Genomic DNA, 18,053 nt, shown 5'->3' with positions numbered 1-18,053 from the left:
CTACACGACAAAAAACCTCCACCGACGTGTAGTCCCCTTCCTCAATCAGCAACAAAATCCCTACAAAACCTGTCCATCACCGCCGTCTTGTCGCGCAACAACACACCCTTCTATAGTCTCCGGCGCGGCTGAAAGCAGTGTCTCGGCCTGCCGGGAAGACTCGCCGAATTCGCACAGGACCCAACCAATGAACAACCCCGACCCATTGACCGACCGCTACCGCCCGCTCAAAACCAGCTACAGCGAAACCGCCGTGCTGGTCGTCGATACCGAGGCCGATCCCTTCGAGATCCTCGACGCCGCCCGCCAACGCATCCGCGCCGCCAGCGACCTGCTCGAAACCTTGTACTGCCTGTGCTTCAAACAGGCCGACAGCAGCGACATCCCCAACATCGTCAGCGCGCTGTATCTGCTGACCCAGGACGGCAACGACCTGCTCGACATCGCCCGGCAGCGCCTGCCAAAAGCCACCGGCTGACTATATTCCCCTGTGGGAGCGAGCCTGCTCGCGAAGAACGATAACGCGGTCGACCTGATGAAAAACAATAAGCCCGACGCTCAACAACTGCTCGAACAAGCAGCCTACGACGCATGGTTCAGAGAACAAGTGCAAGCCAGCCTGAACGACCCTCGTCCAAGCATTCCAGATGAAGAAGCCAAACGATTGATGGCAATCAAACGCGAGAATCTTCGGAAGAGATAAGTCCGTCAGCAACGCCCTATCAAAGCTTCGGCACGGTCCTACAAAAGAAGACACCTTGTCGCCTTTCCGCAGCCAGCAGACTCACGCCTATAGTCCTGGCTGTCGCTGCAAAATCAGCGACTCGGGTTTGGTCACCTGAAAAACAGAGATAACTGGCGCATGCCCTTGTATGCTGCCGACATATTTTTGTGTCGGCACGCTTTATGGCGGCTGTGTTTGGGACGCCTCGGCGTGCCGGGTTATCTCTGCCGGTTTGACCAACCTGAACACAGTCCGCCTCCACCGCTTGGTCACGGTAGTGGTGGTTCATGCCGATGCATTCAGAGATAACCAACAATGAACAAATGGAATCCGTTCACCAACGAACGTTACCTGCCACTTCAAACCAACCTAACCGACACGTCCCCCCCTGATCATCGACACAGCAGCCAACCCCCAAGACATCCTCGAAGCTGCCCTCCAGCGCATCCGAGCCTCCAGCGACCTTCTCCAAACCTTGCACTGCCAAAGCTTCAAGGACGGCGACGTCAAAGACATCCCCCACATAACCCACGCGCTCTACCTTCTGATCCAGGACGGCTGCGACCTGCTCAAGATTGCCCAGCAACGCATGATTAGCTGGAAAGCCCCAGCCTGACATCAATGGAAGATCGTTCCCATTCTTTGCTTGGGAACGATCAGGCAACGAAAACGGCCCCCGATAAACGCAACGACTCGAAAACCGTCATCAAGCACTGGAGATAACCATGAGCAAGTTTTTTGATGAGCTAATGGAAAGCGTGCAAGAGGTGAATGAGATTTTACGAGGGGAACGCCGGCCTTCCACTCATGACCGACGACCAATAAGCTCTACCCCAGCCGCCTCTGGATACCCCGTAATGAACCTCGCCCCCAACTTCCCCAACGACCCCACCATGCACCAGCTCCTGCAGTTGCTACACGAAGAAATCGGCCTGCCCGAACGCAAAACCATCCACCTCACCACCTCGATCAATTTCGACCTCGGCTGCAACGGCGCCGACGCCCAACACTTGATCGAAACCCTGGAAGACCAGTTCGCCATCGATTTCGTGGATTACGACAGTTATCGCTATTTCCAGCCCGAAGGCTACGATGTGTTCCTGAAGCGCAAAGCCAAGGGCCGTGGCGAGAAGGAACCATTGACCATCGGCATGCTCTACCGGGCTATCAAGGCTCAACGCTGGGACACCCGGGAGCTTGAAGGCCTTTAACGTCCCCGGCGTATAACAATAAGGATATTACGTGGACGTTCTGATGGGTTTGCTGGCTGCCCTGCTTTGGGGCGGCACGGATTTTCTGGTGGGTTTGAATGCCCGCGCCGTGGGCGTCAAGCGCGCCGTTTTCTTCGGCCAGGCGCTGGGCTTCAGCATCATGAGCCTGTTGCTGATCGCCTTCCCCGTCGTCATTCTCCGGTCCATGGCCGCGCCGCTCGAAACCTGGCTGATCGGTGTCGCCGCCGCGGTATTGACCGTGTCTGGCGCCCTGGCACTATCCAAGGCCTTCGCCCTCGGCAAAGCCTCGATTGTGGCGCCGCTGGTGACCTCTTACGGCGTGGTGACGACATTGCTGTCCTGGGCAGGCGGAGAACAGATCAGCCCGCTCCAGTGGCTGTGTATCGCGTTGTGCGTGATCGGCGTGATCCTCTCCAGCATTCACTCCGATCCGAAAGTGCCACACACCACTCAAGCGAGCAGTTCCATTGCCTACGCGCTGCTGGCGGCAGTGTTTTACGGCACCAGTTTCTGGCTACAAGGCCGCTTCGTCCTGCCGATACTCGGGCCGGTGACGATGCTTTGGCTGGCTTATCTGGTGGGTCTGATTGTGTTGGTGGTGATCGTCCTCAGGATCGACGACGGTCTGAAAATCCCGCCGTTGAAAAATTGCCTGACGTTGACCGGCGCGAGCCTGATGAACCTCGGTGGTTTCTCGTCATTCGCCTGGGGCGCGGTGGCGGGTTCGGTTTCGGTGGTGACGGTGATCAGTACGTTGTCGGGCGGGATTGCGGCGATTCTGGGGTATGTATTTTTCAAGGAACGGCTGGGGAGAGTACAGGTGCTGGGGGTTGTGCTGGTGTTGGTCGGAGCGTTTGTGCTGCACCTCAAAACCTGAAACGTCGCGCACAAAAAAGCCGCCCCGAAGGGCGGCTTTTTCATTGTTTCAAACCAACACTTACAACTTTGGACCCGCAGCCTTGATCGCGTCGCTCACTTCGAACTTCTTGAAGTTCTCGATGAACAGGCCGGCCAGTGCTTTGGCGGCTTCGTCGTAGGCGGCTTTGTCGGCCCAGGTGTTACGTGGGTTCAGCAGGCCAGTCTCAACGCCCGGTACGGCCAGTGGCACGTCGAGGTTGATGGTGTCCAGGTGCTCGGTCTCGGCACCGATCAGGGCACCGCTCTGGATCGCTGCGATCACGGAACGGGTGGTCGGGATGTTGAAGCGCTTGCCGACGCCGTAGCCACCGCCGGTCCAGCCGGTGTTGACCAGGTAAACCTTGGAGCCGAAACCACGAATGCGCTTGATCAGCAGTTCAGCGTATTCGCCAGCCGGACGCGGGAAGAACGGTGCGCCGAAGCAGGTGGAGAAGGTCGACTTGATGCCGCTGCCCGAACCCATTTCAGTCGAGCCCACCAGCGCGGTGTAGCCGGACAGGAAGTGGTAGGCCGCTTGTTCTTCGTTGAGGATCGACACTGGCGGCAGCACGCCGGTCAGGTCGCAAGTCAGGAAGATCACGGCGTTTGGCTCGCCACCGAGGTTCTTCTCGGAACGCTTGGCAACGTGCTCCAGCGGGTAGGCGGCGCGGCTGTTCTGGGTCAGGCTGACATCAGCGTAGTCGGCGTGCTTGGCGTCATCGATAACGACGTTTTCCAGGACCGCGCCGTGCTTGATGGCTTTCCAGATGACCGGCTCGTTCTTCTCGGACAAGTCGATGCACTTGGCGTAGCAGCCGCCTTCGATGTTGAAGACAACGCCTTCGCCCCAGCCGTGCTCGTCGTCACCGATCAGGTAACGGCTTTCGTCGGCGGACAGGGTGGTCTTGCCGGTACCGGACAAGCCGAAGAACAGGGTCACGTCGCCTTCTTCGCCGATGTTGGCGGCGCAGTGCATTGGCAGCACATCAGCAGCCGGCAGCAGGAAGTTCTGCACCGAGAACATGGCCTTCTTCATTTCACCGGCGTAGCGCATGCCAGCGATCAGCACTTTCTTCTGGGCGAAGTTGAGGATCACGCAGCCATCGGAGTTGGTGCCGTCACGCTCTGGTACGCACTCGAAGTTGGCAACGTTCAGGACCTGCCACTCTTCACGACCCGCCGGGTTGTACTGGGCCGGGTTGATGAACAGGCAACGGCCGAACAGGTTCTGCCAGGCAGTCTGGGTTGTCATCTTCACAGCCAGGTAGTGCTCGGAGGCGGCACCTACGTGGACGTGGGAAACGAAATGCTCTTGCGCGTTGTTGAACGCCTCGACGCGAGCCCACAGGGCATCGAACTTGTCGGCCGGGAACTTGCGGTTGATCGGGCCCCAGGCGATAGCAGCCTGGGTGGACGGCTCTTCAACGATGAAACGATCGACTGGCGAACGGCCGGTACGGTGACCGGTACGAACAACCAGTGCGCCGGTATCGGCAAGCTCGCCTTCACCGCGGTTCAGGGCTTCTTTAACCAGATCATCAACACTCAGATCGGTGTACACGGCGTTATTGGCTTGCGTCATGAGGTTCCCCGTCGGCCAGTGGCCGAGTGCTCCAAACGTTTTGTAGTAGAAAGTCGTGCACTACTACCGCGAAAAAAGTGGCCCGGATTATGCCAGAAAAGCCCAAAAAGAGTAGGGCCCTCCCGTCGTAACGGCGTTATTCCGGCACTAACCAGTGAATTTACCTGCGCTGAACCGTTTTAGTGCCGGGTATCTGACGGTGTATCGACACCCGCGCCGGCGAACAATTGAGTGACATCGGCGGCGTCGAACAGGTATTGCTGGTTGCAGAACTGGCAGTCGATTTCGATCTTGCCGCCGTGTTCTACCACCAGATTTTGTGCGTCTTCCATCCCCAGACTGACCAGAGCATTGGCCGAACGTTCGCGTGAGCAGCTGCAGCGGAAGCGCAGTTTCTGCACGTCGAACAGACGCACCTGCTCTTCGTGGTAGAGGCGGTGCAGCACGGTTTCGTTGTCCAGGCTCAACAGCTCATCGGCAGTCAGCGTTCCGGCCAGTGCGGTGAGGTGCTGCCAGTTGGCGGCGCGTTCTTCTTCGTCTTTCAAGCGGTCAGCAGGCAATTGCTGCAGCAGCATGCCCCGGGCGCGACGGCCATCGGCGCAAAGCTTGATACGCGTGCCGATCTGCTGGGACATGACGAAGTAGTTGGTAAAGCACTCCGACAGGTTTTCGCCGTCGAGGTCGACAACACCCTGGTAGCGCTGGCCTTGCCTAGGGTCGACGGTCAGCGTCAGCGAACCATCCGGCATCAGGTCGGAGAGTGTCGCGTCGGGGGCGATCCGGTCTGCCTCATAACGGGCCAGGCCACGGATGTCACGCTCGCTGGAGCATTCGATCATCAGCAATGGGATCGGGCCTTCGGAGCGGGCCTGAAGGATCAGCAACCCATCGAACTTCAATGTGCCGACCAGCAACGCCGCGGCCGCCATCAGTTCGCCGAGCAGTTGCGCGACCGGCTCCGGATAGGCGTGTTTGGCCAGGACTTCGGCGTAGCTGAGCTCCAGCGAGACCATCTCGCCACGGGTGTCGCTGTCATCGAAGATGAAGCGTTGAGTGAAGTCGGAATCCGGTAGGTCGGTCATAAGTCTGGGTATCTGAATGGGTAACAATAGGGTTTCAACGGTGAAAATCACGCATTGGCAACACCCTTGAGTGCGCAAATGCCTGGTCATGTCCGGCATTTTAGGAACAGGCCCCTGACGGCGCCAGCTCTCTGGTTATGGCTCATGGCCCGCAGACTGTGGTGATTTTCGACGAGTGGCTGTTCAACCGCTCGACGCGCCATTGGCGAATCCCCCGATATGGTTGCTCATTCGGGGAATTACAAGTCTGTCCCGATCAGAGACTGCGAATCGCCTGGCCAGTCGCAGCCGGTCAGTCGTTGCTGCTGCCACGAAACTTGAACAGATCCCGCCGTTGTTTTTTGCTCGGTTTGCCATCGGTGCTCACACCCAGGGCACCCGCCTTGCGCTCGGCCGCTGCATTCTCGCGCTTGGCGATGCTGGCTTCGGTTTCAGCGTACAGGGTCTGCGCCTCCGGAGCGCCACGGCGCACAATCGACAGCGCCTGGACCACCACCGTACGCTCATCGAAGCCGGTGCGAATCACGAACTCATCGCCAAGGCGCGGTTCCTTGCCTGGTTTGCAACGTTCACCCCGGCAATGCACCTTGCCGCTTTCAATGGCCGCTTTGGCCAAGGCGCGGGTTTTGTAAAACCGCGCGGCCCACAACCATTTATCGAGACGGACTTTATCGTCCTCTTCGTTTTTTTGTGCCATGGGATTTCCTCGTTCTGAAATATTGGTGAACTGTACTACCGTTCTCTCGTACCAAGAATTACGTCGTCCCGGATTACAATGCTGACATTCCATAACCTCATTGCGAAGCTGGAAATCCGGGCCGTAGATATCTGTCGCCTTTTAATCATTATTCTGCGTGAATACCGCGAATTCGGCCGCCTGCGGCCACCGCGGTTTCTACCGGTTGAGCAATTTTGAAGACATTTGACCATTTGACCGTTGTCGGTCTGCGCGAGTGGGTGGCGCTTCCTGATCTGGGAGTCGCTGGCCTTCGGGCAAAAATCGACACCGGTGCCAGCACCTCCAGCCTGCATGCCACGGACATCGAGACGTTCGACCGCGACGGCGAGCAGTGGGTGCGCTTCACTGCGCACCTGGGCACGGTAGTGCAATTGCGTCACCGCCGCTGCGAAGCGCCGCTGGTGACGATGAAAACCATTAAAAGCTCTAACGGTCACGCGCAGGTGCGATACGTGATCAGCACCACCCTGGCCCTCGGTGATCGGGTCTGGCGGGTCCAGTTCACGCTGGCCTGCCGCAAGTCCATGCGTTATCGCCTGTTACTCGGTTCCAAAGCCCTGATCGACGGCCAGTTGGTGGTCAATCCGGGCATTAAATATGTACAAGACAAGCCGGTGTTCCCGGTATCTACCCTCTCCACAGGTGTTGCATGAAGATCGCTGTGCTGTCGCGGAACCCGCGTCTGTATTCCACCCGTCGCCTGGTCGAAGCCGGTACCGAACGCGGCCATGAAATGGTGGTGGTCGATACCCTGCGCGCCTACATGAACATCGCCAGCCACAAGCCGCAGATCCACTACCGCGGCAAGCCGCTGGAGGGTTTCGACGCGGTGATTCCGCGCATCGGTGCGTCGGTCACCTTTTATGGCTGTGCGGTGTTGCGCCAATTCGAAATGATGGGGGTTTTCCCACTCAATGAATCGGTGGCCATTGCCCGCTCCCGGGACAAGCTGCGCTCGCTGCAATTACTGTCACGCCGTGGGATCGGCTTGCCGGTTACCGGGTTTGCCCACTCGCCGGACGACATTCCCGACCTGATCGAAATGGTCAACGGCGCACCGCTGGTGATCAAGGTGCTGGAAGGCACCCAGGGCATCGGCGTGGTGCTGTGCGAAACCGCCACGGCAGCGGAATCGGTGATCGAGGCGTTCATGGGCCTCAAGCAGAACATCATGGTTCAGGAGTACATCAAGGAGGCCGGCGGTGCCGATATTCGCTGCTTCGTGGTGGGCGACAAGGTGATTGCAGCGATGAAACGCCAGGCCAAACCCGGCGAGTTTCGCTCCAACCTGCATCGCGGCGGCAGCGCCAGCCTGATCAAGATCACGCCGGAAGAACGCATGACGGCATTGCGTGCAGCGAAGGTCATGGGGCTTGCGGTAGCGGGGGTGGATATCCTGCGCTCCAATCACGGGCCACTGGTGATGGAAGTGAACTCATCGCCGGGGCTTGAAGGGATCGAGACCACCACCAGCAAAAATGTGGCGGGGATCATCATCGAGCATCTGGAGAAGAATGGCGGGCCGAACATGACGCGGACCAAGGGCAAGGGTTAACTCAACTTTGATAGTGGCAGGGATGCCGCCTTCGCGAGCAGGCTCGCTCCCACAATGGATTTTCAGCGTTCACAAGATCCCTGTGGGAGCGAGCCTGCTCGCGAAGAGGTCTTAGGCCTCGACAACAATGCCAAATTCTTAAACCGCATCCCGAGGCAGCATCAACCCCAACGGCAACCGCACCCGCGCTTCCAGCCCGCCGCCCTCACGGTTGCGCAACTCAACATTCCCGCCATGCATCGAAGCAATCCGCTTCACAATCGCCAGCCCCAACCCGGTGCCCTTGCCGCCACGGGCGCGGTCGCCACGGGTGAAGGGGTTGAAAATCGCTTCCAGTTCCGACGCATCGATCCCGGCACCACGATCCATGACGCTCAGCACCACGTAGGGCGCGCTGGTATCACCGGACACGTACGCAGCCACTTCGACTCCGCTGCCGGCGTGGTGCAGGGCGTTGCCGATCAGGTTGTTCAGCAGCCGCTTCATCGACACCCGGCGCAACGGAAACGGCTGGATCGGTTCCAGGCGCAAGCGCACTTTCTCTTCACCCTGGTTGTAGGGCGCAGCGACTTCGCGGACCAGGTCGCTCAGGTCCACCTCTTCAACCGATTCGTCGCGGCCATCGCGGATGAACGCCAGGAACTGGTCGAGAATCGCGTCCATGTCTTCGATGTCGCGGACCATGTCATCCGTCAGGTCGCTGCGATCACCCATCAGTTCCAGGGATAACCGCAAGCGGGTCAGCGGCGTACGCAGGTCATGGGAGACCCCGGCCAGCATCAGTTCACGCTCGCGACCGGCCTGTTCGACGTCTTCGGCCATCTGGTTGAAGGCGCGATACACCTCGGTCATTTCACTCGGGGTATCGCTGATCGGCAGACGCACGCTGCGACCCTGGCCGAGTTGCCGCGCGGCGTAGACCAGACGTTTCAAGGGTTGGTTGAGCTGGCTGACGAAGATCCACGCCGAGGCAGTGGACAGCAAGCCAATGGCCAGGAACCAGCCAAGTACATTCCAGATTTTCTGACCGCGCAGCGGATGCGGATACAGCGGCACTTTCAGCCAGCCGTCGCCCAGGCTTGGCGCCCGGACCCACAGCGCCGGTGGCGAGTGCATGCGTAATCGCACCTCGGTGTCGGCACCCAATTCGGCCTGCATCTGCCGCTGATAGATTTCGCTGTACGGCCAGTGCTGTTCGCCTTCCGGCACACCGGCCCCCACCACCCTGATCAGGGTCGCGGCTTCGGCAATCTTGTCGCGGTTGTTCTCGTCGGCTGCCCAATAAGCACGCAACGTCAGGGCGACGCCGTGACTGTATTGACGATCCACCAGCACGTCCTCGTTCATCAACAGATAAACCAGGGTCAGCGCCTTGGAAAACAGAACGACGATCAGCACCAGCCAAAGGGTGCGGGAGAAGAAACTTTGGGGGAACCAAACCGGGGTTTTCATGGGTAACCGCTACACGCTTGCAGGAGCGAGCGATGCTCGCATATTGCAGGTCACGAGTCTGCGGGCAGGGTCATATGACCGTTACCCGCACCACCCGCTCTTGCAAATCACCGATCACTTGGTGGCGGTGCCATCCGGAACGAACACATAACCCACGCCCCAGACGGTCTGGATATAGCGTGGCTTGGACGGATCGGGCTCGATCATCCGGCGCAGGCGGGAAATCTGCACGTCGATGGAACGCTCGAGGGCATCCCATTCGCGACCACGGGCCAGGTTCATCAGTTTGTCGCGAGTCAGCGGCTGACGGGCGTTCATCACCAGTGCCTTGAGTACCGCGAACTCACCGGTGGTGAGCATGTGCACTTCTTCACCGCGCTTGAGTTCGCGGGTGGCCAGGGACAATTCGTAGTCACCGAACGTCACGCTTTCGTCTTCGCTGCCCGGCGCGCCCGGCACCGGAGCCGACTGACGGCGCAGAACGGCTTTGACACGCGCCATCAGCTCGTCCGGGTTGAACGGCTTGGCCAGGTAATCGTCGGCGCCCAGTTCAAGGCCCTTGATTCGGCTCAGCTCGTCGCCCTTGGCGGTCAGCATGATGATTGGAATCTGATTGTTCGCGCTACGCAGACGGCGGCACGCGGTCAGGCCGTCTTCGCCGGGCAGCATCAGGTCGAGGACGACCAGGTTGAACACTTCACGCGCCAGCAGGCGGTCCATCTGCTCGGTATTCGGTACGGCACGGGCGCGATAGCCCTTGCTGACGAAAAAACGCTCCAACAGGCTGCTGAGCCCAGGATCGTCGTCAACAATAAGAATTTTTTCGCCTTCAGCAATGTTTGCAGTGCTGCTCATTGGATGCTCCTTTGATCTCGGCGCGCATTATGGCGTAGCTGCCGATATACGCACCGTGTGCATTGTTAGCAGATTTTTCCTTCACCGCCAGAAAACCGGGCATTTTGCCTACAGTCTGCGATACCCCCCGAAGGGCGGAACGCTGGTTATAATGCGCGGCCTTTTGTGTCAGGCAACGTCTGATCGTTACGCCGGGCGGCCGCATTTTATTTTCATGGCGCCGGCAGTAATTGTTCGATTTCACGGGTCAACGGGATACCTTTTGATCCAGGTAGCGGCGCAGGCCAGGCCGCTCAACCAGACTCGCCGGGCCCTAATCCCTGCGCCTGCGAGCCTGCTTTCACAATTTGTCAGGTGGTTTTATGGACAGCATCAACAGCCGCATCGCCGAGGAACTCGGCGTACGCCCACAACAGGTCGAAGCGGCCGTCGCGCTACTCGATGAAGGCTCTACCGTTCCCTTCATCGCCCGTTACCGAAAAGAAGTGACCGGCAGCCTCGATGACACGCAATTGCGTCATCTGGAAGAGCGTCTGCGCTACCTGCGAGAACTCGACGAACGGCGCATCAGCATCCTTGCCAGCATCCAGGAGCAAGGCAAGCTGACCCCGCAACTCGAACGCGACATCAAGCTCGCCGACACCAAGACCCGCCTCGAAGACCTGTACCTGCCGTACAAACAGAAGCGCCGCACCAAGGGCCAGATTGCCCTGGAAGCCGGCCTCGGCGAACTGGCCGACGGTCTGTTCAACGACCCGAGCCTGACGCCAGACGCCGAAGCCGCACGCTTCGTCAACGCCGAGAAAGGCGTGGCCGATGTGAAGGCCGCTCTCGAAGGCGCCAAGTACATCCTGATGGAGCGCTTTGCCGAAGATGCAGGCTTGCTGGACAAGCTGCGCAACTTCCTGAAGCAGGAAGCCACCCTCAGTGCCCGCGTGATCGCCGGCAAGGAAGAGGAAGGCGCCAAGTTCCGCGACTATTTCGAACACGACGAACCGCTCAAAAGCATGCCCTCGCACCGTGCCCTGGCGATTTTCCGTGGCCGTAACGAAGGCATTCTCAGCTCCGCGCTGAAAGTCGGTGATGAACTGCCGGGCACCATGCACCCGTGCGAAGGCATGATCGGCCAGCAATTCGGCATTCAGAATCAGAACCGTCCGGCCGACAAATGGCTGGGTGAAGTGGTGCGCTGGACCTGGAAGGTCAAGCTCTACACCCACCTGGAAACCGACCTGCTGGGCGAACTGCGCGACGGCGCGGAAACCGAAGCGATCAACGTATTCGCGCACAACCTGCACGACTTGCTGCTGTCGGCCCCGGCCGGCCCGCGTGCCACCCTGGGCCTCGACCCGGGCCTGCGCACCGGCTGCAAGGTCGCCGTGGTCGACTCCACCGGCAAGCTGCTGGATCACGCCACGGTTTACCCGCACGTGCCGCACAACAAGTGGGACCAGACCCTCGCGATACTCGCGGCGCTGTGCGCCAAGCACTCGGTGGACCTGATCGCCATCGGCAATGGCACCGCCAGCCGTGAAACCGACAAACTGGCCGCCGAGCTGATCAAAAAATACCCGGCCATGAAGATGACCAAAGTCATGGTCTCCGAGGCTGGCGCATCGGTTTACTCGGCGTCGGAACTGGCGTCGAAGGAATTCCCCGACCTCGATGTGTCGATCCGCGGCGCCGTGTCGATTGCCCGTCGCCTGCAAGACCCGCTGGCGGAACTGGTGAAGATCGATCCGAAATCCATCGGCGTCGGCCAGTACCAGCACGACGTGTCGCAACTGAAACTGGCCCGTGGCCTGGATGCCGTGGTCGAAGACTGCGTGAACGCCGTCGGCGTGGACGTGAACACCGCTTCCGTGGCGCTGCTGGCGCGAATCTCCGGCCTCAACGCAACCCTGGCGCAGAACATCGTCAGCCACCGCGACGAGCACGGCGCGTTCAAAACCCGTGCCGCGCTGAAGAAAGTCGCACGCCTGGGTGAAAAAACCTTCGAACAGGCCGCCGGATTCCTGCGCGTCATGAACGGCGAGAACCCGCTGGACTCGTCGGCGGTGCACCCGGAAGCCTATCCGCTGGTACAGCGTATTGCCGCCGAGACCGACCGTGATATTCGCTCGTTGATCGGCGACGCCGCGTTCCTCAAGCGCCTCGACCCGAAGAAATACACCGACGAAACCTTCGGCCTGCCGACTGTTACCGACATTCTGCAAGAGCTGGAAAAACCGGGTCGCGACCCACGTCCGGAGTTCAAGACCGCCGAGTTCCAGGAAGGCGTCGAAGATCTCAAGGACCTGGAATTGGGGATGATCCTCGAAGGCGTGGTGACCAACGTGACCAACTTCGGCGCATTCGTTGATATCGGCGTGCATCAGGACGGTTTGGTGCATATCTCTGCACTTTCCGAGAAGTTCATCAAAGATCCACGGGAAGCGGTCAAAGCTGGTGACGTGGTGAAAGTGAAGGTCATGGAAGTCGACATCCCGCGTAAACGCGTGGGCCTGTCGATGCGCATGAGCGACACCCCGGGCGAGAAAATCGACGGCGCTCGCGGTGCACGTCCGGGGTCGGCGCCACGCCAGTCCCAGAACACTGCACCGCGCAAGGAAACCACGGCGGCGGCTCCGTCCAATAACGCCATGGCTTCGCTGTTCGCCAACGCCAAGCAGTTGAAGAAACGCTGATGGAGATCCCTGCGGGGTATACCGAAAGCGCGTTCTTCAAGCTGCTGGGCTGCCGCTTGCACAGCCTGGAAACCGGGGTGGCGCAAGTCGCCCTGGTGCTGGAACCGGAGCTGCGCAATCGCGCCGGCAAACTGCACGGCGGGGCGTTGTTCAGCCTGGTGGACATTGCCATGGGACTGGCCTGCTCCAGCACCCACGGCTTTGACCAGCAAAGCGCGACCATCGAGTGCAAGATCAACTACATCCGCGCCGTCGCCGACGGCGAGGTGATGTGCACGGCGCGGGTGATCCACCCGGGCCGCCGCACGCTGGTGGTCGAAGCCGATGTGGTGCAAGGCGACAAACTGGTCGCAAAAGCACAAGGCACGTTCGCTGTCCTGTAGCTAGTCGCCATCAATTTGAGGTAATTTCGGCGCTGTGACCGCAGCGCCGGAGTTTCCTGTGGGAGCGAGCCTGCTCGCGAAGGCGGTGTGTCAGGAGACTTCAATGTCGCTGACACTCCCTCTTCGCGAGCAGGCTCGCTCCCACAGGGGATTACGACAGTCAGTACCTGCGCGGCTCAAAAAACCAGGCGAAAACGCCAGTTTCAACTTCACCCTTGTAGACCGTCTTGCCCACCCCCATATTGGGGCGACTGACGCGTGAAGGAATCCAACTTGAGCGAACTTCTCAACCGCCGCCTGGCCCTGCTCGGCGAGCGTGCCAACCTCTCTCTGCTCGAACAGTGCCTTCACGGCATCGAACGTGAATGCCTGCGCGTGACCGGCGAAGGTCGCCTGGCGCAAACGCCGCACCCGGAAGCATTGGGTTCCGCGCTGACCAATGAACAGATCACCACCGACTATTCCGAGTCGCTGCTGGAGTTCATCACCCCGGCCTTGCCCGATCCTGCCGATACGCTGGCGAGCCTGGACAGCATTCACCGTTTTGCCTACAGCAAGCTCGGCAACGAGTACCTGTGGAGTCCATCGATGCCGTGCCCGTTGCCGGCCGAGGAAGATATCCCGATTGCCTATTACGGCACGTCCAACATCGGTCAGCTCAAGTACGTGTACCGCAAGGGCCTGGCCCTGCGCTATGGCAAGACCATGCAGTGCATCGCCGGGATTCACTACAATTTTTCCCTGCCGGAAAAACTCTGGCCGTTGCTTAAAGCGGCTGAAGGTTTTGTCGGCACCGACCGCGACTTCCAGTCGTCGTCCTACATTGCCCTGATCCGTAACTTCCGCCGCTACAGCTGGCTGCTGATGTACCTGTTCGGCGCGTCGCCAGCACTGGACGCCGGTTTCCTGCGCGGTCGTTCGCATCAGCTGGAACAGCTGGACCCGGACACCTTGTATCTGCCGTACGCCACCAGCCTGCGCATGAGCGATCTGGGTTACCAGAGCAACGCCCAGGCCGGCCTGACGCCGTGCTACAACGATCTCGTCAGCTACACCGACAGCCTGCGCAAGGCGGTGGCGACACCCTATGCGCCGTACGTCGAGGTCGGTACGCACAAGGACGGTGAGTGGGTTCAGCTCAACACCAACATCCTGCAGATCGAAAACGAGTACTACTCCAATATCCGCCCCAAACGCGTGACCTATTCCGGCGAGCGGCCGATCCAGGCGCTGATGGCTCGCGGCATCCAGTACGTAGAAGTTCGTTGCCTGGACATCAACCCGTTCCTGCCAATGGGCATCGACATCACCGAATCGCGTTTCCTCGACGCCTTCCTGCTGTACTGCGCCCTGAACGACAGCCCGCTGCTGACCAACACCAGCTGCGGCAACGCGACGTCGAACTTCCTCAGCGTCGTCAAGGAAGGCCGCCGCCCGGGCCTGCAACTGCAACGCGACGGTCACCCTGTGGACCTGAAGGAGTGGGCGGGCCAATTGCTGGAAAACATCGCGCCACTGGCCGCGCTGCTGGATCAAAGCCATGGCGGCGATGCCCACAGCAAGGCGCTGGATGCCCAGCTGGCCAAGGTCAAGGACCCGTCCCTGACGCCTTCGGCCCAGGTCCTCGCAGCAATGGCCGAGCACAAGGAGAGCTTTGCCCGGTTCTCGCTGCGTCAGAGCCAGGCCCACGCGGAGTTCTTCCGCAGCGAGCCGTTGTCCCGCGAAGACCAGGCGAAGTTTGAAGAACGCGCACGGTCGTCACTGGCTGAGCAAGTGGAGCTTGAGCAGAACGAGGTTGGCGATTTCGATGTATTTGTCGGGTCGTATCAGGCGAGCATTCTGGCGATCAGTAACTAGCTACTCTCCTGTGGCGAGGGAGCTTGCTCCCGCTCGGCTGCGCAGCAGTCGCAAAATCAGCGATGGTGTTTATCCAGGCGCATCTGCATCGTTGCATTTTGGAGGCCTTCGGCCTCCAGCGGGAGCAAGCTCCCTCGCCACAAAGGCGGTTCACGACTACCGCCTTTAAAACCTTCCGCTCATAAGCTCATTCGAAAAAGTTATTTATTTTCGAATTCTTAGATCATTTAGTCTCCTTTCACGCCGACTCTCGGTCGCCTGACAAGGAGCTTCCCCATGAAACTGACTTTCCCCCTTCGCTTGCTGGCGGCCGCGTCTTTGGCTGCCGCGAGTTTGTTTGTCCAGGCGGCTGACGTCACTGTCGCCTACCAGACCACCGTTGATCCGGCGAAAGTCGCCCAGGCCGACGGCGCGTATGAAAAAGCCACCAAGGCCGACATCAGCTGGCGCAAATTCGATAACGGTGCCGACATCATCGCCGCCATCGCTTCCGGCGACGTGCAGATCGGCTACCTCGGTTCCAGCCCGCTGACGGCAGCTATCACCCGCAAAGTGCCGGTGGAAACCTTCCTCATCGCCACCCAGATCGGCGCCGCCGAAGCCCTGGTGGCTCGCGACGGTTCCGGGATCAAAACCCCGCAAGACCTGATCGGCAAGAAGATCGCCGTGCCGTTCGTTTCCACCGGCCACTACAGCCTGCTGGCCGCGCTGAAGCACTGGAACATCGATCCATCGAAAGTCACCGTGCTCAACCTCGCCCCGCCAGCAATCATCGCAGCATGGAAGCGCGGCGACATCGACGCCACCTACGTATGGGACCCGGCACTGGGTGTCGCCAAGGAAAACGGCAAAGTGCTGATCACTTCCGGCGAACTGGCCAAGTTCGGCGCGCCGACCTTCGATGCCTGGATCGTGCGTAAAGACTTCGCCGAGAAACATCCGGAAATCGTCACTGCTTTCGCCAAAGTGACCCTGGATGCCTACGCCGATTACCGCAAAGACCCGAAAGCCTGGCTCGCCAATCAGGCCAATGTCGACAAGCTGGTGAAGCTCTCCGGTGCCAAGGCCAGCGATATTCCGCTGTTGCTGCAAGGTAACGTCTACCCACTGGCGGCCGATCAGGTCGTCACCCTGGGCGCACCGACCACCAAGGCTATTACCGACACCGCCGTGTTCCTCAAGGAACAAGGCAAGGTCGAGGCCGTACTGCCGGACTACGCGCCGTACGTCAGCGCCAAGTTCATCACCAACTGATCGGGAGTTGACCGCGATGGCTTTGCTACAGCTGGAGCGCATCAGCGCACAGTACCCCGGCAGCCCTACACCTGTGCTGGCGGATATTTCCCTGAGCCTGGGGCCCCAGCAGTTGCTGGTCGCCCTCGGCCCGTCCGGCAGTGGCAAGACATCGCTGTTGAACCTGATCGCCGGTTTCGTCGAACCCAGCGCCGGGCGCATCACCCTCGATGGCGTGCCGGTCAAAGGCCCCAGCGCCGAACGCGGCGTGGTGTTCCAGGACGACGCCCTGCTGCCCTGGCAGGATGTGCTGGCCAATGTGGGGTTCGGTCTGGAACTGGCCGGTATTGCCCGGGACAAACGTGAAATCCGCGCTCGGGAAATGCTCTCGCTGGTGGATCTGTCCGGATTCGAGAGCCGCAGAATCTGGCAGCTCTCCGGTGGCCAGAAACAGCGCGTCGGGCTCGCCCGTGCCCTTGCAGCCGACCCGCGTGTATTGCTGATGGACGAACCCTTCGGCGCCCTCGATGCCTTCACCCGCGAACAAATGCAGGAGTTGCTGCTGCAAGTCTGGCGGCGTACCGCCAAACCGGTTTTCCTGATCACCCATGACATCGAGGAAGCGGTATTCCTCGCCACCGACCTGATTTTGCTCGCCCCGAATCCCGGGCAAATCGTCGAGCGCCTGAGCCTGGATTTCGGTCAGCGTTACGCCGCCGGTGAATCGGCCCGCGCGATCAAATCCGACCCGCGTTTTATTGAAACCCGCGAACACGTGCTCGCCAGAGTGTTCTCCCAACGCAGCGCCGCCCAGCGGCAGGAGCGCGCATGAGCAGCTATGAAATTCCCGTTGCGGCGGTAAAACCCGGCGCTACCGCGATACCGGTACGCCGCAGCTTGAGCATTCGCTGGATCAGCCTGCTGACCCTGGCCGCCCTGGTGATCATTTGGTGGGCCGTGACCGCCAGCGGGCTGATCGAGCCGCTGTTCCTGCCGCCACCGTCCGCCGTGCTGCAAAAAGGCTGGCTGCTGGCAACCACCGGTTACATGGATTCGACCCTGTGGCAGCACTTGGGCGCGAGCCTCAGCCGCATCGGCCTGGGCCTGGGTTTTGCGGTGCTGACCGCCGTGCCGGTGGGCATTGCCATCGGCGCCAATCGCATTGCGCGGGGCGTGCTCGATCCACTGATCGAGTTCTACCGCCCGATCCCGCCGTTGGCCTATCTGCCACTGATCGTGATCTGGTGCGGCATTGGCGAGCTGTCGAAGGTCCTGCTGATCTACCTGGCGATTTTCGCTCCGATCGCCATCGCCACCGCCACCGGCGTGCGCACGGTCGATCCGGCCAAGTTGCGCGCCGCCCAGTCGTTGGGCGCAACGCGGTCGCAGTTGATTCGCCATGTGATTTTGCCGAGTGCGTTACCCGACATTTTGACCGGCGTGCGCATTGGCCTGGGCGTGGGCTGGTCAACCCTGGTCGCCGCCGAGTTGATCGCCGCCACCAGCGGTTTGGGCTTCATGGTGCAGTCCGCCGCACAGTTCCTGGTCACCGATGTGGTGGTGCTGGGGATTCTGGTGATCGCGCTGATCGCCTTCGCCATGGAAATGGGCCTGCGCGCCCTGCAACGCAAACTGGTGCCGTGGCACGGCCAGGCCCACTGATTATCCTTCCTGTGGGAGCGAGCCTGCTCGCGAATGCAGAGTGTCAGGCGACATTTCAGTGACTGACACAGCGCTTTCGCGAGCAGGCTCGCTCCCACAGTTGGTACTCCCGG

Annotated in this window: 17 protein-coding genes and 1 pseudogene; 13 read left to right on the top strand and 5 right to left on the bottom strand. The window is 60.3% G+C overall.

The genetic code is table 11. From position 1 onward, the window contains the following. Positions 1 to 187: 187 nt before the first annotated feature. The 5 genes and pseudogenes from LAB08_RS01200 to LAB08_RS01180 all read left to right on the top strand — a co-directional run bounded on the left by LAB08_RS01200 (position 188) and on the right by LAB08_RS01180 (position 2,833). Positions 188 to 478: a hypothetical protein gene (locus tag LAB08_RS01200; protein WP_096513909.1), complete on the top strand. Its 291-nt coding sequence runs from the start codon at positions 188 to 190 to the stop codon at positions 476 to 478. Between the two features lie 24 nt (positions 479 to 502). Then, entirely contained in the window at positions 503 to 703 is a 201-nt protein-coding gene (locus LAB08_RS01195; protein ID WP_096515599.1) for an antitoxin PaaA2 family protein, read from the top strand. Positions 704 to 1,039: 336 nt separating this feature from the next. Beyond that, positions 1,040 to 1,340: pseudogene (locus LAB08_RS30235) on the top strand (hypothetical protein). A gap of 241 nt (positions 1,341 to 1,581) precedes the next feature. Further along, a complete protein-coding gene (locus tag LAB08_RS01185) occupies positions 1,582 to 1,935 on the top strand; it encodes a DUF1493 family protein (protein WP_096513910.1) in 354 nt (117 codons plus the stop codon). Between the two features lie 43 nt (positions 1,936 to 1,978). Next, a complete protein-coding gene (locus LAB08_RS01180; protein WP_096515601.1) occupies positions 1,979 to 2,833 on the top strand; it encodes a DMT family transporter in 855 nt (284 codons plus the stop codon). A 60-nt stretch (positions 2,834 to 2,893) separates the two neighbouring features. On the opposite strand, the gene LAB08_RS01175 is transcribed toward LAB08_RS01180, so the two are convergent. From LAB08_RS01175 to LAB08_RS01165, 3 genes are all read right to left on the bottom strand, one after another. Further along, complete coding sequence (locus LAB08_RS01175; protein ID WP_096513911.1) at positions 2,894 to 4,435, bottom strand: phosphoenolpyruvate carboxykinase; 1,542 nt, start codon at positions 4,433 to 4,435, stop codon at positions 2,894 to 2,896. Between the two features lie 179 nt (positions 4,436 to 4,614). Then, positions 4,615 to 5,517 (bottom strand): Hsp33 family molecular chaperone HslO, encoded by a 903-nt coding sequence (hslO, locus tag LAB08_RS01170; protein WP_096513912.1) that lies wholly within the window; start codon positions 5,515 to 5,517, stop codon positions 4,615 to 4,617. Positions 5,518 to 5,809: 292 nt separating this feature from the next. After that, entirely contained in the window at positions 5,810 to 6,214 is a 405-nt protein-coding gene (locus tag LAB08_RS01165; RefSeq protein ID WP_096513913.1) for an RNA-binding S4 domain-containing protein, read from the bottom strand. A 215-nt stretch (positions 6,215 to 6,429) separates the two neighbouring features. Between LAB08_RS01165 and rimB the strand changes: the two genes are divergently transcribed. Next, a complete protein-coding gene (gene rimB, locus LAB08_RS01160; protein ID WP_095192378.1) occupies positions 6,430 to 6,909 on the top strand; it encodes a retropepsin-like aspartic endopeptidase RimB in 480 nt (159 codons plus the stop codon). Continuing rightward, complete coding sequence (gene rimK, locus LAB08_RS01155) at positions 6,906 to 7,811, top strand: 30S ribosomal protein S6--L-glutamate ligase (protein ID WP_020795792.1); 906 nt, start codon at positions 6,906 to 6,908, stop codon at positions 7,809 to 7,811. Before rimB ends, rimK begins: the two co-directional genes overlap by 4 nt. A 138-nt stretch (positions 7,812 to 7,949) precedes the next feature. Here rimK and LAB08_RS01150 read toward each other — a convergent pair whose 3' ends face one another. Further along, positions 7,950 to 9,263 carry an ATP-binding protein gene (locus tag LAB08_RS01150; RefSeq protein ID WP_096513914.1) on the bottom strand — a complete coding sequence of 438 codons (1,314 nt, stop codon included), beginning with the start codon at positions 9,261 to 9,263 and terminating at the stop codon, positions 7,950 to 7,952. A 114-nt stretch (positions 9,264 to 9,377) separates the two neighbouring features. Continuing rightward, positions 9,378 to 10,118, bottom strand: a complete 741-nt coding sequence (gene ompR / locus LAB08_RS01145) for an osmolarity response regulator transcription factor OmpR (protein WP_096513915.1) — start codon at positions 10,116 to 10,118, stop codon at positions 9,378 to 9,380. Positions 10,119 to 10,480: 362 nt separating this feature from the next. Between ompR and LAB08_RS01140 the strand changes: the two genes are divergently transcribed. The 6 genes from LAB08_RS01140 (at position 10,481) to tauC (ending at position 17,940) form a co-directional block, all read left to right on the top strand. Further along, positions 10,481 to 12,805, top strand: a complete 2,325-nt coding sequence (locus LAB08_RS01140) for a Tex family protein (protein WP_096513916.1) — start codon at positions 10,481 to 10,483, stop codon at positions 12,803 to 12,805. Beyond that, a complete protein-coding gene (locus LAB08_RS01135) occupies positions 12,805 to 13,188 on the top strand; it encodes a PaaI family thioesterase (RefSeq protein WP_096513917.1) in 384 nt (127 codons plus the stop codon). The genes LAB08_RS01140 and LAB08_RS01135 overlap by 1 nt, the downstream gene beginning before the upstream one ends. Positions 13,189 to 13,461: 273 nt before the next feature. Further along, a complete protein-coding gene (gene gshA / locus LAB08_RS01130; protein WP_096513918.1) occupies positions 13,462 to 15,045 on the top strand; it encodes a glutamate--cysteine ligase in 1,584 nt (527 codons plus the stop codon). A gap of 276 nt (positions 15,046 to 15,321) precedes the next feature. Then, complete coding sequence (gene tauA / locus LAB08_RS01125) at positions 15,322 to 16,299, top strand: taurine ABC transporter substrate-binding protein (RefSeq protein ID WP_096513919.1); 978 nt, start codon at positions 15,322 to 15,324, stop codon at positions 16,297 to 16,299. A gap of 16 nt (positions 16,300 to 16,315) precedes the next feature. Then, entirely contained in the window at positions 16,316 to 17,110 is a 795-nt protein-coding gene (tauB, locus tag LAB08_RS01120) for a taurine ABC transporter ATP-binding subunit (RefSeq protein ID WP_096513920.1), read from the top strand. Continuing rightward, positions 17,107 to 17,940: a taurine ABC transporter permease TauC gene (gene tauC / locus LAB08_RS01115; protein WP_096513921.1), complete on the top strand. Its 834-nt coding sequence runs from the start codon at positions 17,107 to 17,109 to the stop codon at positions 17,938 to 17,940. Before tauB ends, tauC begins: the two co-directional genes overlap by 4 nt. Positions 17,941 to 18,053: the final 113 nt, after the last annotated feature.

This window comes from Pseudomonas izuensis, assembly GCF_002356535.2.
GTDB lineage: Bacteria > Pseudomonadota > Gammaproteobacteria > Pseudomonadales > Pseudomonadaceae > Aquipseudomonas > Aquipseudomonas izuensis.
The sequence above is the reverse complement of the archived record's forward strand: the minus strand, read 5'-3'. Positions and strand labels throughout refer to the sequence as shown.

What these genes read in the sequence shown, in the direction of transcription:
- LAB08_RS01200 (WP_096513909.1), top strand. Translation starts at nt 188, where the DNA reads ATGAACAACCCCGACCCATTGACCGACCGCTACCGCCCGCTCAAAACC.
- LAB08_RS01185 (WP_096513910.1), top strand. Translation starts at nt 1,582, where the DNA reads ATGAACCTCGCCCCCAACTTCCCCAACGACCCCACCATGCACCAGCTC.
- LAB08_RS01180 (WP_096515601.1), top strand. Translation starts at nt 1,979, where the DNA reads ATGGGTTTGCTGGCTGCCCTGCTTTGGGGCGGCACGGATTTTCTGGTG.
- LAB08_RS01175 (WP_096513911.1), bottom strand. Translation starts at nt 4,435, where the DNA reads ATGACGCAAGCCAATAACGCCGTGTACACCGATCTGAGTGTTGATGAT.
- hslO (WP_096513912.1), bottom strand. Translation starts at nt 5,517, where the DNA reads ATGACCGACCTACCGGATTCCGACTTCACTCAACGCTTCATCTTCGAT.
- LAB08_RS01165 (WP_096513913.1), bottom strand. Translation starts at nt 6,214, where the DNA reads ATGGCACAAAAAAACGAAGAGGACGATAAAGTCCGTCTCGATAAATGG.
- rimK (WP_020795792.1), top strand. Translation starts at nt 6,906, where the DNA reads ATGAAGATCGCTGTGCTGTCGCGGAACCCGCGTCTGTATTCCACCCGT.
- LAB08_RS01150 (WP_096513914.1), bottom strand. Translation starts at nt 9,263, where the DNA reads ATGAAAACCCCGGTTTGGTTCCCCCAAAGTTTCTTCTCCCGCACCCTT.
- ompR (WP_096513915.1), bottom strand. Translation starts at nt 10,118, where the DNA reads ATGAGCAGCACTGCAAACATTGCTGAAGGCGAAAAAATTCTTATTGTT.
- LAB08_RS01140 (WP_096513916.1), top strand. Translation starts at nt 10,481, where the DNA reads ATGGACAGCATCAACAGCCGCATCGCCGAGGAACTCGGCGTACGCCCA.
- LAB08_RS01135 (WP_096513917.1), top strand. Translation starts at nt 12,805, where the DNA reads ATGGAGATCCCTGCGGGGTATACCGAAAGCGCGTTCTTCAAGCTGCTG.
- tauA (WP_096513919.1), top strand. Translation starts at nt 15,322, where the DNA reads ATGAAACTGACTTTCCCCCTTCGCTTGCTGGCGGCCGCGTCTTTGGCT.
- tauB (WP_096513920.1), top strand. Translation starts at nt 16,316, where the DNA reads ATGGCTTTGCTACAGCTGGAGCGCATCAGCGCACAGTACCCCGGCAGC.
- tauC (WP_096513921.1), top strand. Translation starts at nt 17,107, where the DNA reads ATGAGCAGCTATGAAATTCCCGTTGCGGCGGTAAAACCCGGCGCTACC.